The organism is Kluyvera sp. CHPC 1.2972 (assembly GCF_036759925.1).
Taxonomy (GTDB): domain Bacteria; phylum Pseudomonadota; class Gammaproteobacteria; order Enterobacterales; family Enterobacteriaceae; genus Kluyvera.
Genome location: NZ_JAPKIB010000005.1, coordinates 49,198 through 66,410 on the forward strand (window position 1 = coordinate 49,198; position 17,213 = coordinate 66,410).

22 protein-coding genes are annotated in these 17,213 nt (G+C 55.9%); 18 read left to right on the forward strand and 4 right to left on the reverse strand.

Annotated elements, in window-relative coordinates:
* Positions 1 to 64 precede the first annotated feature (64 nt).
* Entirely contained in the window at positions 65 to 799 is a 735-nt protein-coding gene (gene cysH, locus V6944_RS10445) for a phosphoadenosine phosphosulfate reductase (RefSeq protein WP_333498895.1), read from the forward strand.
* A gap of 37 nt (positions 800 to 836) precedes the next feature.
* Here cysH and V6944_RS10450 read toward each other — a convergent pair whose 3' ends face one another.
* Together V6944_RS10450 and V6944_RS10455 are read right to left on the reverse strand one after the other, a co-directional pair.
* The gene (locus V6944_RS10450; protein ID WP_333499048.1) at positions 837 to 1,592 is read right to left on the reverse strand and encodes a LysR substrate-binding domain-containing protein; all 756 of its coding nucleotides are present in this window, start codon (positions 1,590 to 1,592) and stop codon (positions 837 to 839) included.
* On the reverse strand, positions 1,593 to 1,739 hold the full coding sequence (locus V6944_RS10455; RefSeq protein WP_333498896.1) for a helix-turn-helix domain-containing protein: 147 nt from the start codon (positions 1,737 to 1,739) through the stop codon (positions 1,593 to 1,595).
* A gap of 103 nt (positions 1,740 to 1,842) precedes the next feature.
* On the opposite strand from V6944_RS10455, the gene V6944_RS10460 reads away from it, so the two are divergent.
* Entirely contained in the window at positions 1,843 to 2,175 is a 333-nt protein-coding gene (locus V6944_RS10460) for a nuclear transport factor 2 family protein (protein WP_333498897.1), read from the forward strand.
* Positions 2,153 to 2,932, forward strand: coding sequence for an SDR family oxidoreductase (locus V6944_RS10465; protein WP_333498898.1), 780 nt, complete (start codon positions 2,153 to 2,155; stop codon positions 2,930 to 2,932). Before V6944_RS10460 ends, V6944_RS10465 begins: the two co-directional genes overlap by 23 nt.
* A 40-nt stretch (positions 2,933 to 2,972) precedes the next feature.
* Here the strand turns inward: V6944_RS10465 and V6944_RS10470 are convergent, their stop codons facing one another.
* Positions 2,973 to 4,019 carry an aminopeptidase gene (locus tag V6944_RS10470; RefSeq protein ID WP_333498899.1) on the reverse strand — a complete coding sequence of 349 codons (1,047 nt, stop codon included), beginning with the start codon at positions 4,017 to 4,019 and terminating at the stop codon, positions 2,973 to 2,975.
* Between the two features lie 330 nt (positions 4,020 to 4,349).
* On the opposite strand from V6944_RS10470, the gene cysD reads away from it, so the two are divergent.
* From cysD to rpoS, 12 genes are all read left to right on the forward strand, one after another.
* Entirely contained in the window at positions 4,350 to 5,258 is a 909-nt protein-coding gene (gene cysD, locus V6944_RS10475; RefSeq protein ID WP_185668011.1) for a sulfate adenylyltransferase subunit CysD, read from the forward strand.
* Positions 5,259 to 5,267: 9 nt separating this feature from the next.
* Positions 5,268 to 6,695: a sulfate adenylyltransferase subunit CysN gene (gene cysN / locus V6944_RS10480; protein WP_333498900.1), complete on the forward strand. Its 1,428-nt coding sequence runs from the start codon at positions 5,268 to 5,270 to the stop codon at positions 6,693 to 6,695.
* Positions 6,695 to 7,300 carry an adenylyl-sulfate kinase gene (gene cysC / locus V6944_RS10485; RefSeq protein WP_333498901.1) on the forward strand — a complete coding sequence of 202 codons (606 nt, stop codon included), beginning with the start codon at positions 6,695 to 6,697 and terminating at the stop codon, positions 7,298 to 7,300. The genes cysN and cysC overlap by 1 nt, the downstream gene beginning before the upstream one ends.
* Before the next feature lie 43 nt (positions 7,301 to 7,343).
* Positions 7,344 to 7,670: a DUF3561 family protein gene (locus V6944_RS10490; RefSeq protein ID WP_333498902.1), complete on the forward strand. Its 327-nt coding sequence runs from the start codon at positions 7,344 to 7,346 to the stop codon at positions 7,668 to 7,670.
* Between the two features lie 161 nt (positions 7,671 to 7,831).
* On the forward strand, positions 7,832 to 8,149 hold the full coding sequence (ftsB, locus tag V6944_RS10495) for a cell division protein FtsB (RefSeq protein WP_185668015.1): 318 nt from the start codon (positions 7,832 to 7,834) through the stop codon (positions 8,147 to 8,149).
* A gap of 19 nt (positions 8,150 to 8,168) precedes the next feature.
* Positions 8,169 to 8,864, forward strand: a complete 696-nt coding sequence (gene ispD, locus V6944_RS10500; RefSeq protein WP_333498903.1) for a 2-C-methyl-D-erythritol 4-phosphate cytidylyltransferase — start codon at positions 8,169 to 8,171, stop codon at positions 8,862 to 8,864.
* Positions 8,865 to 8,879: 15 nt separating this feature from the next.
* Positions 8,880 to 9,359, forward strand: a complete 480-nt coding sequence (gene ispF / locus V6944_RS10505) for a 2-C-methyl-D-erythritol 2,4-cyclodiphosphate synthase (protein ID WP_185668017.1) — start codon at positions 8,880 to 8,882, stop codon at positions 9,357 to 9,359.
* Positions 9,356 to 10,405, forward strand: coding sequence for a tRNA pseudouridine(13) synthase TruD (gene truD, locus V6944_RS10510; RefSeq protein ID WP_333498904.1), 1,050 nt, complete (start codon positions 9,356 to 9,358; stop codon positions 10,403 to 10,405). Before ispF ends, truD begins: the two co-directional genes overlap by 4 nt.
* A complete protein-coding gene (gene surE / locus V6944_RS10515; RefSeq protein WP_333498905.1) occupies positions 10,386 to 11,147 on the forward strand; it encodes a 5'/3'-nucleotidase SurE in 762 nt (253 codons plus the stop codon). Before truD ends, surE begins: the two co-directional genes overlap by 20 nt.
* On the forward strand, positions 11,141 to 11,770 hold the full coding sequence (locus V6944_RS10520) for a protein-L-isoaspartate(D-aspartate) O-methyltransferase (RefSeq protein ID WP_333498906.1): 630 nt from the start codon (positions 11,141 to 11,143) through the stop codon (positions 11,768 to 11,770). Before surE ends, V6944_RS10520 begins: the two co-directional genes overlap by 7 nt.
* A 122-nt stretch (positions 11,771 to 11,892) precedes the next feature.
* Positions 11,893 to 13,041: a murein hydrolase activator NlpD gene (gene nlpD, locus V6944_RS10525; RefSeq protein WP_333498907.1), complete on the forward strand. Its 1,149-nt coding sequence runs from the start codon at positions 11,893 to 11,895 to the stop codon at positions 13,039 to 13,041.
* Positions 13,042 to 13,156: 115 nt separating this feature from the next.
* Positions 13,157 to 14,149, forward strand: a complete 993-nt coding sequence (gene rpoS / locus V6944_RS10530) for an RNA polymerase sigma factor RpoS (protein WP_035892885.1) — start codon at positions 13,157 to 13,159, stop codon at positions 14,147 to 14,149.
* Between the two features lie 61 nt (positions 14,150 to 14,210).
* On the opposite strand, the gene V6944_RS10535 is transcribed toward rpoS, so the two are convergent.
* Entirely contained in the window at positions 14,211 to 14,615 is a 405-nt protein-coding gene (locus V6944_RS10535; RefSeq protein ID WP_185668022.1) for a MarR family winged helix-turn-helix transcriptional regulator, read from the reverse strand.
* A 151-nt stretch (positions 14,616 to 14,766) separates the two neighbouring features.
* On the opposite strand from V6944_RS10535, the gene V6944_RS10540 reads away from it, so the two are divergent.
* From V6944_RS10540 to V6944_RS10550, 3 genes are read left to right on the forward strand one after another with little or no spacing between them, the layout of a single operon-like run.
* On the forward strand, positions 14,767 to 15,360 hold the full coding sequence (locus V6944_RS10540; protein ID WP_333498908.1) for a non-oxidative hydroxyarylic acid decarboxylases subunit B: 594 nt from the start codon (positions 14,767 to 14,769) through the stop codon (positions 15,358 to 15,360).
* The gene (locus V6944_RS10545) at positions 15,360 to 16,787 is read left to right on the forward strand and encodes a non-oxidative hydroxyarylic acid decarboxylases subunit C (RefSeq protein WP_333498909.1); all 1,428 of its coding nucleotides are present in this window, start codon (positions 15,360 to 15,362) and stop codon (positions 16,785 to 16,787) included. The genes V6944_RS10540 and V6944_RS10545 overlap by 1 nt, the downstream gene beginning before the upstream one ends.
* Before the next feature lie 10 nt (positions 16,788 to 16,797).
* Positions 16,798 to 17,034 carry a non-oxidative hydroxyarylic acid decarboxylases subunit D gene (locus tag V6944_RS10550; protein WP_333498910.1) on the forward strand — a complete coding sequence of 79 codons (237 nt, stop codon included), beginning with the start codon at positions 16,798 to 16,800 and terminating at the stop codon, positions 17,032 to 17,034.
* Positions 17,035 to 17,213 lie beyond the last annotated feature (179 nt).

Genomic DNA, 17,213 nt, shown 5'->3' on the forward strand with positions numbered 1-17,213 from the left:
CCCCGGCCCTCTCCCCCATGGGGAGAGGGTTAGGGTGAGGGGAAAACACACAAACGAGGTTGCTATGTCCGTACTGTCTTTAAGCGTGCTGAACGAACTGCCGAAAGTCGATCGCGTATTAGCACTGGCCGAAACCAACGCCCAACTGGAAAAACTGAGTGCCGAGGAGCGCGTGGCATGGGCGCTGGAAAACCTGCCCGGCGAATATGTCCTCTCCTCAAGCTTTGGCATTCAGGCGGCGGTAAGCCTGCATCTGGTGAATCTGATTCGCCCGGATATCCCGGTGATCCTCACCGATACCGGCTACCTGTTCCCGGAAACCTATCAGTTTATCGACGAGTTAACGGACAAACTCAAACTCAACCTTCAGGTCTATCGCGCGAAAGAGAGCGCGGCCTGGCAGGAAGCACGCTACGGCAAGCTGTGGGAGCAGGGCGTTGAGGGCATTGAGAAATACAATGACATCAACAAGGTGGAGCCGATGAATCGGGCGCTCAGCGACCTTAACGCACAAACCTGGTTTGCTGGCCTGCGTCGCGAGCAGTCAGGCAGTCGCGCGACGTTGCCGGTGCTGGCCATTCAGCGCGGAGTCTTTAAAGTGCTGCCGATCATCGATTGGGACAACCGTACGGTTTACCAGTACCTGCAAAAACACGGTCTGAAGTACCATCCGCTGTGGGACCAGGGCTATCTGTCGGTGGGCGATACCCACACTACCCGCAAATGGGAACCGGGTATGGCGGAAGAAGAGACGCGCTTCTTCGGGCTTAAGCGCGAGTGCGGGCTGCACGAAGGGTAATCACATTATCACGCAGCGGGTTTTCCGCTGTGTGATATCAACCCTGCTGGCTGCCTGACTCTCTCGCCATCGCCAGAAACGCGGCAAGCCCTGCGGAAGGGTTGCGACGTCCGGGGTAGTAGATACACAATCCGGGGAAATGTGGCGTCCAGTCGCTGAGCAGGCGAATCAAGCGGCCTGCTGCAATATCTTCCATCACATCCTGCTCCAGAAAACAGCCAATACCTGAACCTTCCAGCACGGCAATCCTCGCTAAAGAGGCTTCATCAAGCGTGAGCTGCCCGCGAACATCCACCTGAACCACCTCTCCGGCGTTCTCCAGGAACCAGCGATAAATCGTGCCGTCTGGCAGCCTGACCCGGATACAGGCGTGTTGAAGAAGGTCGAGGGGCGTTTCTGGGCTGCCGTGCTGCGCCAGATAATGCGGCGAGGCGACAATTGCGTGACGCTGCGGCTGGCCTAATGAAATGGCAATCATGTCATTGGGGATAAGCTTCGCCACGCGGACGCCCATATCAAAGCCCTCCGCCACGATATCAATCAGGCGGCCATCGGTGACAATATCCACCTGCATTTCGGGATAGCGCTGCAGAAATTTCAGCACCAGCGAAGAGAGGATCGTGCGTGCCGCAAAGGGCGGCGTGTTAATCCGCAGCAGGCCCGATGGCGTTTCGCGACGGGCGCGGACGACCTCTAGGGCGTCATAAACTCCCTGTAGCGACGGGCCGACGTTATCAATAAACAGGCGGCCTGCATCGGTAAGGCTGACGCTACGGGTGGTGCGGTTAAACAGTCAGACGCCAAGCCCGGACTCAAATTTGGCAATGGTGTGGCTTAACGCCGTGGTGGAGACGCCTAAATCGACCGCCGCCGCGCGGAAAGTACCCCGACGCGCAATGGCCATAACGGCTTCTAAATCGGTGAGCGTAACGCGCGACATTATCCCGTTTCCTTCATTACTTCATCAATATTTGTCCTGATTGTTTAAATTATAGCGGCTCCTTAAAGTAAACCCGTAACGTTTATTTAAGAGGATCGGCAGCATGAACATGCCAATGGCAATACAGCATTTCTTTAATGAAGAGAGTCTCGATACGGCGATGAGCGCCTTTGCCGAATATGCGGTGGTCAAAGACGAGGGGAATACTTACACCGGCCGCACGGCGATCCGCGTATGGCGGGTTGCCTCAAGAGAACAATATGATTTTGTCTCCGAGCCGTTCGACATGATTTCACGCGGCGATATCGTAACGAATCGCGCCAACGTCAGCGGTAACTTTCCGGGGAGCCCGGTGGTGCTGGACTACGATTTTCGTCTCATGATGAACCGTATTGTTGAACTGGAGATTGGCTATGCCGAGCTTCCTGGGGCTTGAGGGGAAACGAGTGCTGGTCACGTCAGGGACCAAAGGCGCTGGGGCGGCGACGGCGGCGCTGTTTTTAGCGCAGGGGGCACGGGTGATGATCAGTGCCAGACATCAGCCGGAGGCCCACAGCGAAGCGCTGTTTGTCGCCGCTGACCTCACTACAGCAGAAGGCTGCGCGACGCTGGCCGATGCGGTACAGACGCAGCTTGGCGGCGTTGATATTGTCGTCCATATGCTAGGTGGGTCGTCATCGCCGGCTGGAGGCTACGCCGTGCTCAGCGACGATATCTGGCAGCAGGAGCTGGCGTTGAACCTCTATCCCGCCGTCCGTCTGGATCGACTGCTGCTGCCTGCAATGGTCGCTAATGGGAAAGGCGTAGTGGTTCACGTCTCGTCTATTCAACGCACGCTGCCGTTGCCGGAGTCCACCACGGCCTACGCGGCGGCGAAAGCGGCGCTATCCACCTACAGCAAAAGCCTGTCCAAAGAGGTGTCGCCAAAAGGCGTGCGTGTTGTAACGGTGTCGCCGGGATGGATTGAAACCGAGGCTGCGGTTCGTTTTGCCGAGCGGCTTGCCGTTGAGAAGGGGATTGACTACGAAGGCAGTAAAAAGATCATTATGGATTCACTGGGCGGCATTGCGCTCGGTCGGCCGTCAACGCCGGATGAGGTGGCGAACCTGATCGCCTTCCTGGCCTCTGAGCGAGCCGGTTCGATTACCGGCAGCGAATACGTCATTGATGGTGGGACGATCCCTACGGTGTAATGAGAAAAAAGGCCAGGCAAGGCGCCTGACCTTGATGATATCAGCTACGCGTTTTCGCCTTCGCCAGCTCACGCATCAGCGGCATCATCACCCTCACCACTTCACGGCTGCGGCGTTCAATACGCCCCGGCAGCGCTTTATCAAGATACTGCTGATTGTCGATATGGGCGTTGTGCCAGCTGGTGCCGTCAGGGAAGCTCGCGCTTTTCGCGCGCTGCTGGTAGCCATCTTTTTTACCGAGCGACCAGTTCGTCGCCTCAATGGACAGCACCGGAATCCCGGCTTTATCGAAAATCTCCGCGTCGTTGCAGCAGCCGGTTCCCTGCGGGTATTGCGCATTCAGGCCGGGGTTGGTGGCCGCCGCAATACCGCGGCTATGCGCAAGGGTCAGCGCGCGGTCGCGGGTAAGTTTGCGCACCGAGGCGGGCGTTTTCACGCCGCTGTTAAAATAGATTTTATCGCCGACCACCAGGTTATCGAGATTGATAACCAGCAGGGTGTTTTTCTTCTCTTCACTGCTCATGCGCTTAAGAAGGTTCTCTGCGCCGAGCTTGCCTTCCTCTTCGCCACTGGTGGCGATAAAACGAATGCCGTACTGCGTCGGAACGCCTTTAAAGCGTTCAGCCAGCTCTAACATGACGCCCAGCCCTAGCGCGTTATCGTCGATCCCCTGAAGCGTCAGGCCGCCAAGGTTTTTCTCCACGTCGCTGTCGTTGTGCGGCGCGTAGGTGTCCAGATGCGCCATCACAATAATCTGCTGCGGTGACTTCCCCTCATGAGCGGCAATCACAGTGCTGCCGACCACGTTGTGCCAGTTCTTACGGTTATCTTTGGTGGTGTAGATATAACGGCCGTTAAAGGTGCGGATATCGCTCTGGTAGCCCATTTGCGAGAACTGCTGGCGGATGTAGTCCGCGGAGAGCATTTCGGCTGGTGTACCGGTGATACGGCCTGGGAAATAGGTGGCGATATAGCGAGCTTGCGTGTTAGCGATGGTTCCCAGAGGCGTGGTGGCCGCCTGTGCTGGAAGAAGAGTGCAGACGCCGAGCGCCATGGCTGTCAGACAGTGGCGCAGTGCGGAGAACATAGGAAGTCCTTACAACGATGCAAAAAAATAGTCGGGAGTAGTATGAAACCGTGAAGGGGATTACACAATTTCAAAACCTCCTAAATGCCGGAAATAGCGGGCGTTAAGCACTTTTTGATATTTGCTTTTTCAGCTCGTTATTCCTTTGAGTAACAACTCATTCCTTTTCGTAATTTCATTTGGTCTAAACCACCCCCTATAGTCCCTCTATTGCTGATTGTTAGCGAGTTGTAGCACGACACCCGCAACAACAAAAAAAGCGCCCGACGACACGACACAATCCGGCATCAACACAACAGACGTGCAATGAATCAGGCTTAAGGAACGGTTATGGACCAAAAACGACTTACTCACCTGCGGCAACTGGAGGCGGAAAGCATCCATATCATCCGTGAGGTGGCCGCCGAATTCGCTAATCCGGTGATGATGTACTCCATCGGTAAAGATTCCAGCGTAATGCTGCACCTGGCGCGCAAGGCGTTTTATCCTGGTACGCTGCCGTTCCCGCTGCTGCACGTCGATACCGGCTGGAAATTCCGCGAAATGTACGAGTTCCGTGACCGTACCGCGAAGGCCTATGGCTGCGAACTGCTGGTGCATAAAAACCCGGAAGGGGTGGCGATGGGGATTAACCCGTTCGTGCACGGCAGCGCTAAGCATACCGACATCATGAAAACCGAAGGGCTGAAGCAGGCGCTGAACAAATACGGCTTTGATGCCGCGTTCGGCGGCGCGCGCCGTGACGAAGAGAAGTCGCGCGCCAAAGAGCGTATCTACTCCTTCCGCGACCGCTTCCACCGCTGGGACCCAAAAAACCAGCGTCCGGAACTGTGGCATAACTACAACGGCCAGATTAACAAAGGCGAAAGCATCCGTGTCTTCCCGCTCTCCAACTGGACCGAGCTGGATATCTGGCAGTACATCTACCTGGAAAACATCGATATTGTTCCGCTGTACCTGGCCGCCGAGCGCCCGGTGCTGGAACGCGATGGCATGCTGATGATGATCGATGACGACCGTATCGACCTGCAGCCGGGTGAAGTGATTAAAAAACGGATGGTGCGCTTCCGTACCCTGGGATGCTGGCCGCTGACCGGCGCGGTAGAGTCCGACGCGCAGACGCTGCCGGAAATTATCGAAGAGATGCTGGTCTCGACCACCAGTGAACGTCAGGGCCGCGTGATTGACCGCGACCAGGCTGGCTCCATGGAGCTTAAAAAACGTCAGGGTTATTTCTAAGGAGCCGCCATGAACACCACTATTGCACAACAAATCGCTGATGAAGGCGGAGTGGAAGCGTATCTGCACGCCCAGCAGCACAAAAGCCTGCTGCGCTTCCTGACCTGCGGCAGCGTGGATGACGGCAAAAGTACGCTGATTGGCCGCCTGCTGCACGACACCCGCCAGATTTATGAAGACCAGCTCTCCTCGCTGCATAATGACAGCAAACGTCACGGTACCCAGGGCGAAAAACTCGATCTGGCGCTGCTGGTGGACGGTCTGCAGGCCGAGCGTGAGCAGGGTATTACCATCGACGTGGCATACCGTTACTTCTCCACCGAGAAGCGCAAATTTATTATTGCCGACACCCCGGGTCACGAGCAGTACACCCGCAACATGGCGACCGGGGCGTCCACCTGCGACCTGGCGATCCTGCTGATCGACGCCCGTAAAGGCGTGCTCGATCAAACCCGTCGTCATAGCTTTATCTCGACGCTGCTGGGGATCAAACACCTGGTGGTGGCGATCAATAAAATGGATCTCGTCGACTACAGCGAAGAGACCTTTAACCGCATTCGCGAAGAGTACCTGACTTTCGCCGAACAGTTGCCTGGCAACCTCGATATTCGCTTCGTACCGCTCTCCGCGTTGGAAGGCGATAACGTGGCCAGCAGCAGCGACAAGATCGCATGGTACAGCGGCCCGACGCTGCTGGAAGTGCTGGAAACCGTGGAGATCCGCCGTACGGTGGAAAGCCAGCCAATGCGCTTCCCGGTACAGTACGTCAACCGCCCGAACCTCGACTTCCGGGGCTTCTCCGGCACCGTTGCCTCGGGCAGCGTGAAGGTCGGCCAGCGCATTAAAGTGCTGCCATCAGGCGTGGAGTCCACGGTTGCTCGTATCGTCACTTTTGATGGCGACCTGCCGGAAGCCTACGCTGGTGAAGCGGTGACGCTGGTGCTGAAAGATGAAATCGATATCAGCCGCGGTGACCTGCTGCTGGATGCACAGGATGCGCTGCCGTCGGTACAGCGTGCCGCCGTTGACGTGGTGTGGATGGCCGAACAGCCGCTGGCGGCAGGGCAGAGCTACGACATCAAAGTCGCAGGCAAGAAAACCCGCGCCCGCGTGGACGGCATTCAGTATCAGGTGGATATCAACAACCTGACCCAGCGTAACGTCGATGCACTGCCGCTGAACGGCATCGGTCTTGTGGATCTGACCTTTGACGAGCCGCTGGTGCTCGACAAATATCAGGAAAACCCGGTGACCGGCGGTCTTATCTTTATCGACCGCTTAACCAACGTCACTGTCGGTGCCGGTATGGTGCACGAGCCAAATACCCAGGATACCGTGACCACCTCTGAATTCAGCGCCTTCGAGCTGGAGCTGAATGCGCTGGTGCGTAAACACTTCCCACACTGGGGTGCGCGCGATCTGCTGGGAGGCAAGTAATGGCTCAGCATGACGAAAACGTCGTCTGGCACGCCCATCCCGTCACTGCGCAGCAGCGTGAACAGCTCCACGGTCACCGTGGGGTTGTGCTGTGGTTCACCGGGCTTTCGGGCTCGGGGAAATCCACCGTGGCTGGGGCGCTGGAAGAGGCGCTGCATCAAATCGGTGTCAGCACCTATTTGCTGGATGGCGATAACGTGCGTCACGGTTTGTGTAACGATTTAGGCTTTACCGACGCGGACCGTAAGGAAAATATCCGTCGCGTTGGTGAAGTGGCGAAACTGATGGTAGACGCCGGGCTGGTGGTACTGACCGCGTTTATTTCGCCACATCGGGCGGAGCGTCAAATGGTTCGCGAACGCGTCGGCGATGATCGCTTCTTTGAAGTGTTTGTTGATACGTCGTTGGCGACCTGTGAAGCGCGCGATCCGAAAGGGCTCTACAAAAAAGCGCGTGCCGGCGAGCTACGGAATTTTACCGGGATTGATTCATCATATGAATCCCCCGAGCAGCCTGCGATCCGCCTTGATGGTGAACAATTAGTAACAAATTTGGTTGCGCAATTATTAGATCTACTCAAGCAGAGCGATATTATCAGATCCTGAAAACGTGCCGGAGTTTGTTGGCTCCGGCCTAACAGGATTATTTATGCGTAATACTCAGAACATCAACGTGGCCGAATCCGAGTCACTCGCCCCTTCCAATGATGAAACCACATGGTCTTTATCAGGGGCTTTTGTCGGCTTTGTCGCATGGCTGATGGCGCTGGGTATTCCTTATCTGCATTACGGCAATAACACGCTGTTCTTCTTTTTGTACACCTGGCCTTTCTTCCTCGCTCTGATGCCCGTTGCGGTAGTTATCGGTGTTGCGTTTCACTCATTGGTGAAAGGCAAACTAGGCTACACAATTGTTGCAACCCTGGTGACGGTCGCTATTCTGTGTGGTTTGTTATTCACATGGATTATGAGTTGATGCTTTTGTATTAGCATATACCGGTTATGTGAGCGATAACCCGACGTGCCTTTCTGTGCTTGAAATATGGTACATTTCCAGCGATATGCGGTATCCCCTGCGGCCGGAGTGGAGTATGACGGCAAGTTATGGGATGATAGTGCCGTTTTTCAGGGGGCAGGATGGGTAAATTAACGCTGCTATTACTGGCTTTGCTGGTCTGGCTACAATATTCGTTGTGGTTCGGAAAAAATGGTCTTCATGACTTCAGCAAGGTCCGTGATGATGTGACCGTACAACAGTCAACCAACGCGAAATTAAAAGCGCGCAACGATCAGCTCTTTGCTGAAATTGACGACCTCAATGGTGGCCAGGAGGCGATCGAGGAACGCGCACGTAACGAACTCAGCATGACCCGTCCGGGCGAAACTTTCTATCGTCTGGTTCCGGATGCGTCTAAACGCAGCCAGGGTGCGGGGCAAACACAAACTAATCGATAAACAGTCCCAGGATGACGACATGGCCGTAACTTTTCCGGGCGTATGCGCCGTGGTGCCGGCAGCCGGATTTGGCCGCCGCATGCAAACGGACTGCCCAAAACAATATCTCTCAATCGGTAACAAAACGATTCTCGAACACTCGGTGGATGCGCTGCTGACTAATGCCTGCGTCCAGCGAGTGATCATTGCTGTCTCCGCCGGAGACGAACGCTTCCAGCAGCTCCCGCTTGCGCAACATCCACAGATTACCGTCGTTGAAGGCGGCGCCGAACGTGCCGACTCCGTTCTGGCTGGTCTGCGGGTGATTGATGACGCCGAATGGGTGCTGGTGCACGATGCGGCTCGCCCATGTCTGCACCAGGATGACCTTGCGCGGCTACTCCGCTTAAGCGAAACCAGCCGCGTTGGTGGCATTCTGGCGGCGCCGGTACGCGATACCATGAAACGCGCCGAACCCGGTAAAACGGCGATTGCGCACACGGTCGATCGTAACGATCTGTGGCACGCCCTGACCCCGCAATTTTTCCCTCGTGAGCTGCTGTTGGCGTGTTTAACCCGCGCGCTAAACGAAGGGGCGTCGATTACCGACGAAGCATCGGCATTAGAATATTGCGGCTTTCATCCCGAGTTGATTGCCGGACGTGCTGATAATATTAAGGTTACTCGCCCGGAAGATCTGGCGCTTGCCGAATTTTACCTCACCCGCTTGGGTTGACCTGGAGAAGACATAATGCGCATTGGACACGGTTTTGACGTACACGCGTTTGGCGGAGAAGGCCCAATTATCATCGGCGGCGTGCGTATCCCTTATGAAAAAGGGCTGCTGGCGCACTCCGACGGCGACGTCGCGCTGCACGCACTGACCGATGCCCTGCTGGGCGCGGCAGCGCTGGGCGACATCGGCAAACTGTTCCCGGATACTGACCCGGCCTTTAAAGGGGCAGACAGCCGCGCCTTGCTGCGCGAAGCGTGGAAACGCGTTCAGGCCAAGGGCTACACGCTGGGCAACGTCGATGTCACCATTATTGCTCAGGCACCGAAGATGCTGCCGCATATCCCACAAATGCGCGTGTTTATCGCCGAAGACCTCGGCTGCCATATGGACGACGTAAACGTAAAAGCGACCACCACCGAAAAACTCGGCTTTACCGGGCGCGGTGAAGGCATTGCCTGTGAAGCGGTCGCGCTGCTGCATAAGGCGAAACCATGATTCCGTTTGACGCACTCACCTACCTGCACGGTAAACCGCAGGAAACCGGGTTGCTGAAGGCCAATCCGGAAGATTTTCTGGTGGTCGAAGATTTAGGCTTTGAGCCGGACGGCGAAGGCGAACACATACTGGTTCGTATTCTGAAAAATGGCTGCAACACCCGATTTGTTGCCGACGCGCTGGCAAAATTCCTTAAGATACATGCCCGGGAAGTGAGCTTTGCCGGGCAAAAAGATAAGCATGCAGTCACCGAACAGTGGCTGTGCGCCCGCGTACCGGGCAATGCGATGCCTGATTTAAGCCAGTTCCAGCTGGAAGGCTGTCAGGTACTGGAATATGCCCGTCATAAGCGTAAATTACGTTTAGGCGCGCTGAAAGGTAACCAGTTCACGCTGGTACTGCGCGAAGTGAGCGGTCGTAGTGACGTTGAAGCGCGGCTGCAGGCGATTGCCGCGCGCGGCGTACCGAACTACTTTGGCGCTCAGCGCTTTGGGATTGGCGGCAGCAACCTGCTTGGCGCGCTGCGCTGGGCCGAAAGCGGTGCGCCGGTGCGCGATCGTAATAAACGCAGTTTTTGGTTGTCGGCGGCCCGCAGCGCGTTGTTTAATCAGATTGTGAGTGAGCGCCTAAAAAAACCGGACTTTAATCAAGTTGTTGACGGCGATGCGCTACAATTAGCGGGGCGTGGCAGCTGGTTTGTTGCCACCGATGACGAGCTTGCGGCGCTGCAGGCTCGCGTGGACGTGCGTGAACTGATGATTACCGCCGCGCTGCCCGGCAGCGGCGAATGGGGCACGCAGCGAACAGCTCTGGAATTTGAACAAACGACGCTGGCCGAAGAGACCGCGCTGCAGTCATTGCTGCTGCGCGAAAAGGTTGAGGCTGCACGTCGCGCCCAGCTGCTTTATCCGCAGCAGCTTAGCTGGAACTGGTGGGACGACGTTACCGTCGAACTGCGCTTCTGGCTGCCGGCGGGAAGCTTTGCGACCAGCGTGGTAAGGGAACTTATCAATACAACAGGTGATTATGCGAATATTGCTGAGTAACGATGACGGGATCCATGCGCCAGGCATTCAGACGCTGGCCAGAGCCTTACGGGAGTTTGCCGAGGTTCAGGTAGTTGCACCCGATCGTAACCGCAGCGGTGCGTCGAATTCGCTGACGCTTGAGTCCTCGCTTCGTACCTTCACTTTCGAAAACGGCGACATCGCCGTCCAGATGGGCACCCCAACGGATTGTGTCTATCTGGGCGTCAATGCGCTAATGCGTCCGCGCCCGGATATCGTGGTTTCTGGCATTAACGCCGGGCCAAATCTGGGCGATGATGTTATCTATTCCGGCACGGTTGCGGCCGCGATGGAAGGCCGTCACCTGGGCTTTCCCGCGCTGGCGGTCTCGCTAAATGGCCATCAGCATTACGACACTGCCGCTGCCATCACCTGCTCGCTGCTGCGCGCTTTAGCGCGCGAGCCGCTGCGTACCGGGCGCATTCTGAACGTTAACGTTCCGGATCTGCCGCTCGATCAAATCAAAGGCATTCGCGTGACGCGCTGCGGCAGCCGCCATCCGGCGGATAAAGTGATCCCGCAGCAGGATCCGCGGGGCAACACGCTCTACTGGATTGGCCCGCCTGGCGATAAATGCGATGCTGGCCCGGATACGGATTTCGCCGCCGTTGATGCAGGCTACGTCTCCGTCACGCCGCTGCACGTTGACCTCACTGCCCATAGCGCGCATGAGGTGGTTACCGACTGGCTGGAGCAGGCGAGGGTTGATGCGCAATGGTAGTCAGTAAACGCATCCAGAGCCTGTTAAATCAGCTGCGCCAGCTTGGCATTCATGACGAGCGGGTGCTGGACGCGATGGCGCAGGTGCCGCGCGAAAAATTTATTGATGAAGCGTTTGAACACAGCGCGTGGGATAACGTTGCGCTGCCGATAGGGCAGGGACAGACCATTTCGCAGCCGTATATGGTCGCGCGAATGACGGAGCTGCTGGAGTTGACCCCCGATTCAAGGGTGCTGGAAATCGGTACCGGTTCGGGGTATCAAACGGCAATCCTCGCACACATGGTGCATCACGTCTGTTCCGTTGAGCGTATAAAAAGCCTGCAATGGCACGCGCGTCGTCGCCTGAAGCAGCTTGATTTACACAATGTATCTACCCGCCACGGCGATGGTTGGCAGGGGTGGCAAGCGCGCGCCCCGTTTGATGCCATTATCGTGACGGCGGCTCCGCTGGAGATTCCGGTTGCGCTGATGTCGCAGCTCGACGAAGGCGGTATTCTCGTTTTGCCCGTGGGCGATGATCAGCAGTACCTGAAGCGCGTTCATCGGCGGGGAGGCGAATTCATTATCGATACCGTAGAGGCCGTCCGTTTCGTTCCCCTGGTGAAAGGGGAACTGGCCTGAGACCCGGATTATTCTGAGGTTTTTTGGCCCAATTCAGCGTATGGTGAACACGTTTTCCAGTGTTCAGCACGTGCGTTGCGCGGTATTCAGTCACTGGCAGTTAACCTATTCCTGGGGGATAAATGAGCGCGGGAAGCCCTAAATTTACCGTTAATCGTATTGTGGCATTATCACTGGCTTCACTTTGGCTGGCCGGTTGTACATCATCGAATAATGCCCCAGCGCCAGTCAGCTCCGTGAACAGTAACGGTTCCAGCAGCACGAACTCCGGCATGTTAATTACGCCGCCGCCGAAAATGGGCAGCACGGCGCAGTCTACTCCTCAGATTCAACCGGTACAGCCGGTTCAGACGCAGCCCGTTCAAACCCAGCCGCGCATTACTCAGCCGGTTGCTGAGCAGCCGGTGCAGGTGCAGAACGGCCATATCGTCTACAACCGTAAATACGGTGATATTCCAAAAGGCAGCTATGCTGGCGGCAGCACCTATACGGTGAAGCACGGCGATACGCTGTTTTACATTGCCTGGGTCACCGGCAATGATTTCCGTGACCTTGCCCAGCGCAACAACGTCGCCGCACCTTATGCGCTGAACGTTGGTCAGGTGCTGCAGGTAGGCAACGCTTCCGGGCAGCCAATTACCGGCAATAACCCGGTTGCGGTGGCCAGTTCTCAGGCCAGCAGCGGAAGTTCCGGATTAGTCTCAAAACCTGCACAAAAATCAACCGCGCCTGTTGCGTCGACCACGACAATTACGTATTCTGAGGATTCAGGTGAACAAAGTGCTAACAAAATGTTGCCTAATAACAAGCCTGCGACGAGCACCGTCACAGCGCCTGTAACGGCACCAACTGCGAGCACAACCGTACCGACTGCCAGCAGTACTTCAACCAGTTCGCCAATCTCATCATGGCGCTGGCCAACTGACGGCAAGATTATCGAAAACTTTAGCGGCACCGACGGTGGCAACAAAGGCATCGATATTGCGGGCAGTAAAGGACAGGCAATCGTCGCAACCGCCGATGGGCGCGTCGTCTATGCCGGTAACGCACTGCGCGGTTACGGTAATCTTATTATCATCAAACACAACGATGATTACCTGAGTGCCTACGCTCATAACGATACGATGCTGGTCCGGGAACAACAGGACGTCAAAGCGGGGCAGAAAATCGCTACCATGGGTAGCACCGGAACCAGTTCAACACGTTTGCATTTTGAAATTCGTTACAAGGGGAAATCCGTCAACCCGCTGCAGTATTTACCGCAGCGATAATTCGGCAAAGTACTTCACATGAACGCTTTCAGGCGACGCTGGCCGATGCTGGAGCCGCCTGAAAAGTAACATGCTAAGGTGCATTGCCTGGGGATCACGGGTAGGAGTCACCTTAATGAGTCAGAATACGCTGAAAGTTCATGATTTAAATGAAGACGCGGAATTTGATGAGAATGGAGTAGAGGTTTTCGATGAGAAAGCCTTGAGTGAAGAGGAACCCAGTGACAACGAACTCGCGGAAGAAGAGCTCTTATCGCAGGGTGCCACTCAACGTGTACTCGATGCGACTCAGCTTTACTTAGGCGAGATCGGCTATTCTCCGTTATTGACCGCTGAAGAAGAAGTCTATTTTGCTCGTCGTGCTCTGCGTGGCGATGTAGCCTCACGCCGTCGGATGATTGAAAGTAACCTCCGTCTGGTGGTGAAAATTGCCCGCCGTTACGGCAATCGTGGTCTGGCGCTGCTGGATCTTATCGAAGAGGGCAATCTGGGTCTGATTCGTGCCGTAGAGAAGTTCGACCCAGAACGTGGGTTCCGTTTTTCAACCTACGCCACCTGGTGGATCCGTCAGACCATTGAACGGGCTATCATGAACCAAACCCGTACCATTCGTCTGCCAATCCATATTGTTAAAGAGCTGAACGTTTATCTGCGTACCGCGCGTGAACTGTCGCACAAGCTGGATCACGAACCGAGTGCGGAAGAGATTGCCGAACAGCTGGATAAACCGGTTGATGACGTAAGCCGTATGCTGCGTCTCAATGAACGCATCACCTCAGTTGATACGCCGCTGGGCGGGGATTCTGAGAAAGCGCTGCTGGACATCCTGGCCGATGAAAATGAAAACGGCCCGGAAGACACCACGCAGGACGATGACATGAAGCAAAGCATCGTGAAATGGCTGTTCGAGCTGAACGCCAAACAACGAGAAGTGCTGGCGCGTCGTTTTGGTCTGTTGGGGTATGAAGCAGCTACGCTGGAAGATGTCGGTCGCGAAATTGGCCTGACCCGCGAGCGCGTGCGTCAGATTCAGGTTGAAGGTCTGCGTCGTCTGCGTGAAATCCTGCAGACACAGGGGCTGAATATCGAAGCGCTGTTCCGCGAGTAATAAAGTTTTGTTCAAAGAGGTCAGCAGCAATGCTGGCCTTTTTCTTTGCCTTTTTTCCGCGCTATTCCATCATCTTACGCACCAGGTGGGTAAATTGCTCCCGCTCCTCTGGCGTTAAACGCTGCAAAAATTCGTTATCGACGCGATTTCCCACCGGCTGGCTGGCCGCCAGCAGCGCTTCACCTTCTTCTGTCAGAAAAACAAACCGGCGACGTTTATCGTCAGGGTCGTGCTCGCGTCTCACCAACCCTTTGAGCTCCATCCGGCTAAGCATCTCAGCGAGCGTGGCTTTGGTGCTGACCGCCACGCTGGTTAACGCCACCTGTTCAATGCCTGGGCTTTCGGCAATAGAGCGCATCACCGCATATTGCGGCTTGGTCAGCTCGGGTAATTCCTGCTGCCAGCGTGAAGTATGCTGCTGAAAAAGATGGCGAAGTAGGTGGAACGCTTCGTTTTTGATTTTCATGATGGCTCTCCTGCAGTGGCGGGTGCCTATGATAGCCGTTCCCGGCAATTTGAACAAAAAATGCGAGCAAAGACGAACCGTCTTGTCAGCTTCATGAGACAGGAGTAAGTTGAAATACATTGTTCGTACACGAACGAAATTGAGGTGAGCGATGAGACTGATTATTGGCATGACGGGCGCAACCGGCGCGCCGCTGGGTGTTGCGCTTCTCCAGGCATTGCGCGACATGCCGGAGGTGGAGACTCACCTGGTCATGTCGAAATGGGCGAAAACCACCATTGAACTGGAGACCCCGTGGAGCGCGCGCGATGTCGCGGCCATGGCCGACTTCAGCCACAGCCCGGCGGATCAGGCGGCCACCATCTCTTCCGGCTCTTTCCAGACCGACGGCATGATTATTATCCCGTGCAGCATGAAAACGCTGGCCGGTATTCGGGCAGGCTACGCCGAAGGGCTGGTCGGGCGCGCTGCTGACGTGGTGATGAAAGAGGGGCGCAAGCTGGTGCTGGTGCCGCGCGAAATGCCGCTCAGCACCATTCATCTGGAAAACATGCTGGCGCTTTCTCGCATGGGCGTGGCGATGGTGCCCCCGATGCCGGCTTTTTATAACCACCCGGAAACGGTGGACGACATCGTCCAGCATGTGGTGACGCGAGTGCTCGATCAGTTCGGCCTCAAACACGATAAAGCGCGCCGCTGGCAGGGGTTACCGGCGACGAAACAACTTTCACAGGAGAATGCATAATGGCTTTTGATGACTTACGCGGTTTTTTGCAGGCACTGGAAGACCAGGGGCAACTGCTCAAAATCAGTGAAGAGGTAAATGCCGAGCCGGATCTGGCGGCCGCGGCCAATGCGACAGGACGTATTGGCGACGGTGCGCCAGCCGTATGGTTTGACAATATTCGCGGCTTTACCGATGCCCGCGTGGTGATGAACACCATCGGCTCCTGGCAAAACCATGCGATTTCGCTGGGCCTGCCGATGAATACGCCGGTGAAAAAACAGATTGATGAGTTTATTCGCCGCTGGGACAAATTCCCGATTGCCCCAGAGCGCCGTGCTAACCCGGCGTGGGCGGAAAATACCGTTGATGGTGACGATATTAACCTGTTCGATATCCTGCCGCTGTTCCGCCTGAACGATGGTGACGGTGGTTTCTACCTCGATAAAGCGTGCGTCGTTTCCCGCGATCCGCTGGACCCGGACAACTTCGGCAAGCAGAACGTCGGTATCTACCGTATGGAAGTGAAGGGCAAGCGCAAGCTCGGCCTGCAGCCGGTGCCGATGCACGATATCGCACTGCACCTGCACAAAGCAGAAGAGCGCGGTGAAGACCTGCCGATTGCGATTACCCTCGGTAACGACCCGATTATTACCCTGATGGGCGCTACGCCGCTGAAATACGACCAATCCGAATATGAGATGGCCGGTGCGCTGCGCGAAAGCCCGTATCCGATTGCCACTGCGCCGCTGACCGGCTTTGATGTGCCGTGGGGCTCTGAGGTGATCCTCGAAGGGGTCATCGAAGGGCGTAAGCGTGAAATCGAAGGCCCGTTCGGTGAGTTTACCGGCCACTATTCCGGCGGCCGTAATATGACGGTGGTGCGCATTGATAAAGTCTCTTATCGCACGAAGCCGATTTTTGAATCCCTCTACCTCGGCATGCCGTGGACTGAAATTGACTACCTGATGGGGCCGGCTACCTGCGTTCCACTGTATCAGCAGTTGAAAGCTGAATTCCCGGAAGTGCAGGCGGTCAACGCCATGTACACCCACGGCCTGCTGGCGATCATCTCCACCAAAAAACGCTACGGCGGCTTTGCCCGCGCGGTTGGCCTGCGTGCCATGACCACGCCGCACGGTCTGGGCTACGTGAAGATGGTGATTATGGTCGATGAAGACGTCGACCCGTTCAACCTGCCGCAGGTGATGTGGGCGCTGTCGTCGAAGGTGAACCCGGCGGGCGATCTGGTACAGCTGCCGAATATGTCGGTGCTGGAGCTCGACCCTGGCTCAAGCCCTGCGGGAATTACCGACAAACTGATTATCGACGCTACCACGCCGGTTGCGCCGGACAACCGTGGTCACTACAGCCAGCCGGTGCAGGATTTACCTGAAACCAAGGTCTGGGCTGAAAAACTGACCGCTATGCTGGCTAACCGTAAGTAAGGAGGAAAAGATGATTTGTCCACGTTGCGCCGATGAGCATATTGAAGTGATGGCGACATCGCCGGTAAAAGATGTCTGGACCGTATACCAGTGCCAGCATTGTCTGTACACCTGGCGCGATACCGAACCGTTGCGCCGCACCAGCCGCGAACATTATCCAGAAGCGTTCCGCATGACACAGAAAGATATTGATGACGCGCCAATGGTGCCAAGTATTCCACCGCTGCTGGCGGAAGATAAGCGCTAATGCACTCAACAGCGATGGGGTTTCGCCTCGTCGCTGTAGCTTTTTTTTATGGGGAGTACAGCTCACATTCTGTGATTTTGTCTTATTTATGAGACGCTCAATATTCCAGGATATGTAAATATAGACATGGTTTTAAAAACAGTGTTGACACCATGCGTTAAATGCGTAGATTAAGTATT

What these genes read in the sequence shown, in the direction of transcription:
- ispF (WP_185668017.1), top strand. Translation starts at nt 8,880, where the DNA reads ATGCGCATTGGACACGGTTTTGACGTACACGCGTTTGGCGGAGAAGGC.
- V6944_RS10545 (WP_333498909.1), top strand. Translation starts at nt 15,360, where the DNA reads ATGGCTTTTGATGACTTACGCGGTTTTTTGCAGGCACTGGAAGACCAG.
- cysN (WP_333498900.1), top strand. Translation starts at nt 5,268, where the DNA reads ATGAACACCACTATTGCACAACAAATCGCTGATGAAGGCGGAGTGGAA.
- V6944_RS10520 (WP_333498906.1), top strand. Translation starts at nt 11,141, where the DNA reads ATGGTAGTCAGTAAACGCATCCAGAGCCTGTTAAATCAGCTGCGCCAG.
- ftsB (WP_185668015.1), top strand. Translation starts at nt 7,832, where the DNA reads ATGGGTAAATTAACGCTGCTATTACTGGCTTTGCTGGTCTGGCTACAA.
- cysH (WP_333498895.1), top strand. Translation starts at nt 65, where the DNA reads ATGTCCGTACTGTCTTTAAGCGTGCTGAACGAACTGCCGAAAGTCGAT.
- V6944_RS10460 (WP_333498897.1), top strand. Translation starts at nt 1,843, where the DNA reads ATGAACATGCCAATGGCAATACAGCATTTCTTTAATGAAGAGAGTCTC.
- ispD (WP_333498903.1), top strand. Translation starts at nt 8,169, where the DNA reads ATGGCCGTAACTTTTCCGGGCGTATGCGCCGTGGTGCCGGCAGCCGGA.
- surE (WP_333498905.1), top strand. Translation starts at nt 10,386, where the DNA reads ATGCGAATATTGCTGAGTAACGATGACGGGATCCATGCGCCAGGCATT.
- cysD (WP_185668011.1), top strand. Translation starts at nt 4,350, where the DNA reads ATGGACCAAAAACGACTTACTCACCTGCGGCAACTGGAGGCGGAAAGC.
- V6944_RS10465 (WP_333498898.1), top strand. Translation starts at nt 2,153, where the DNA reads ATGCCGAGCTTCCTGGGGCTTGAGGGGAAACGAGTGCTGGTCACGTCA.
- truD (WP_333498904.1), top strand. Translation starts at nt 9,356, where the DNA reads ATGATTCCGTTTGACGCACTCACCTACCTGCACGGTAAACCGCAGGAA.
- V6944_RS10535 (WP_185668022.1), bottom strand. Translation starts at nt 14,615, where the DNA reads ATGAAAATCAAAAACGAAGCGTTCCACCTACTTCGCCATCTTTTTCAG.
- V6944_RS10540 (WP_333498908.1), top strand. Translation starts at nt 14,767, where the DNA reads ATGAGACTGATTATTGGCATGACGGGCGCAACCGGCGCGCCGCTGGGT.
- cysC (WP_333498901.1), top strand. Translation starts at nt 6,695, where the DNA reads ATGGCTCAGCATGACGAAAACGTCGTCTGGCACGCCCATCCCGTCACT.
- V6944_RS10470 (WP_333498899.1), bottom strand. Translation starts at nt 4,019, where the DNA reads ATGTTCTCCGCACTGCGCCACTGTCTGACAGCCATGGCGCTCGGCGTC.
- V6944_RS10550 (WP_333498910.1), top strand. Translation starts at nt 16,798, where the DNA reads ATGATTTGTCCACGTTGCGCCGATGAGCATATTGAAGTGATGGCGACA.
- V6944_RS10455 (WP_333498896.1), bottom strand. Translation starts at nt 1,739, where the DNA reads ATGTCGCGCGTTACGCTCACCGATTTAGAAGCCGTTATGGCCATTGCG.
- rpoS (WP_035892885.1), top strand. Translation starts at nt 13,157, where the DNA reads ATGAGTCAGAATACGCTGAAAGTTCATGATTTAAATGAAGACGCGGAA.
- nlpD (WP_333498907.1), top strand. Translation starts at nt 11,893, where the DNA reads ATGAGCGCGGGAAGCCCTAAATTTACCGTTAATCGTATTGTGGCATTA.
- V6944_RS10490 (WP_333498902.1), top strand. Translation starts at nt 7,344, where the DNA reads ATGCGTAATACTCAGAACATCAACGTGGCCGAATCCGAGTCACTCGCC.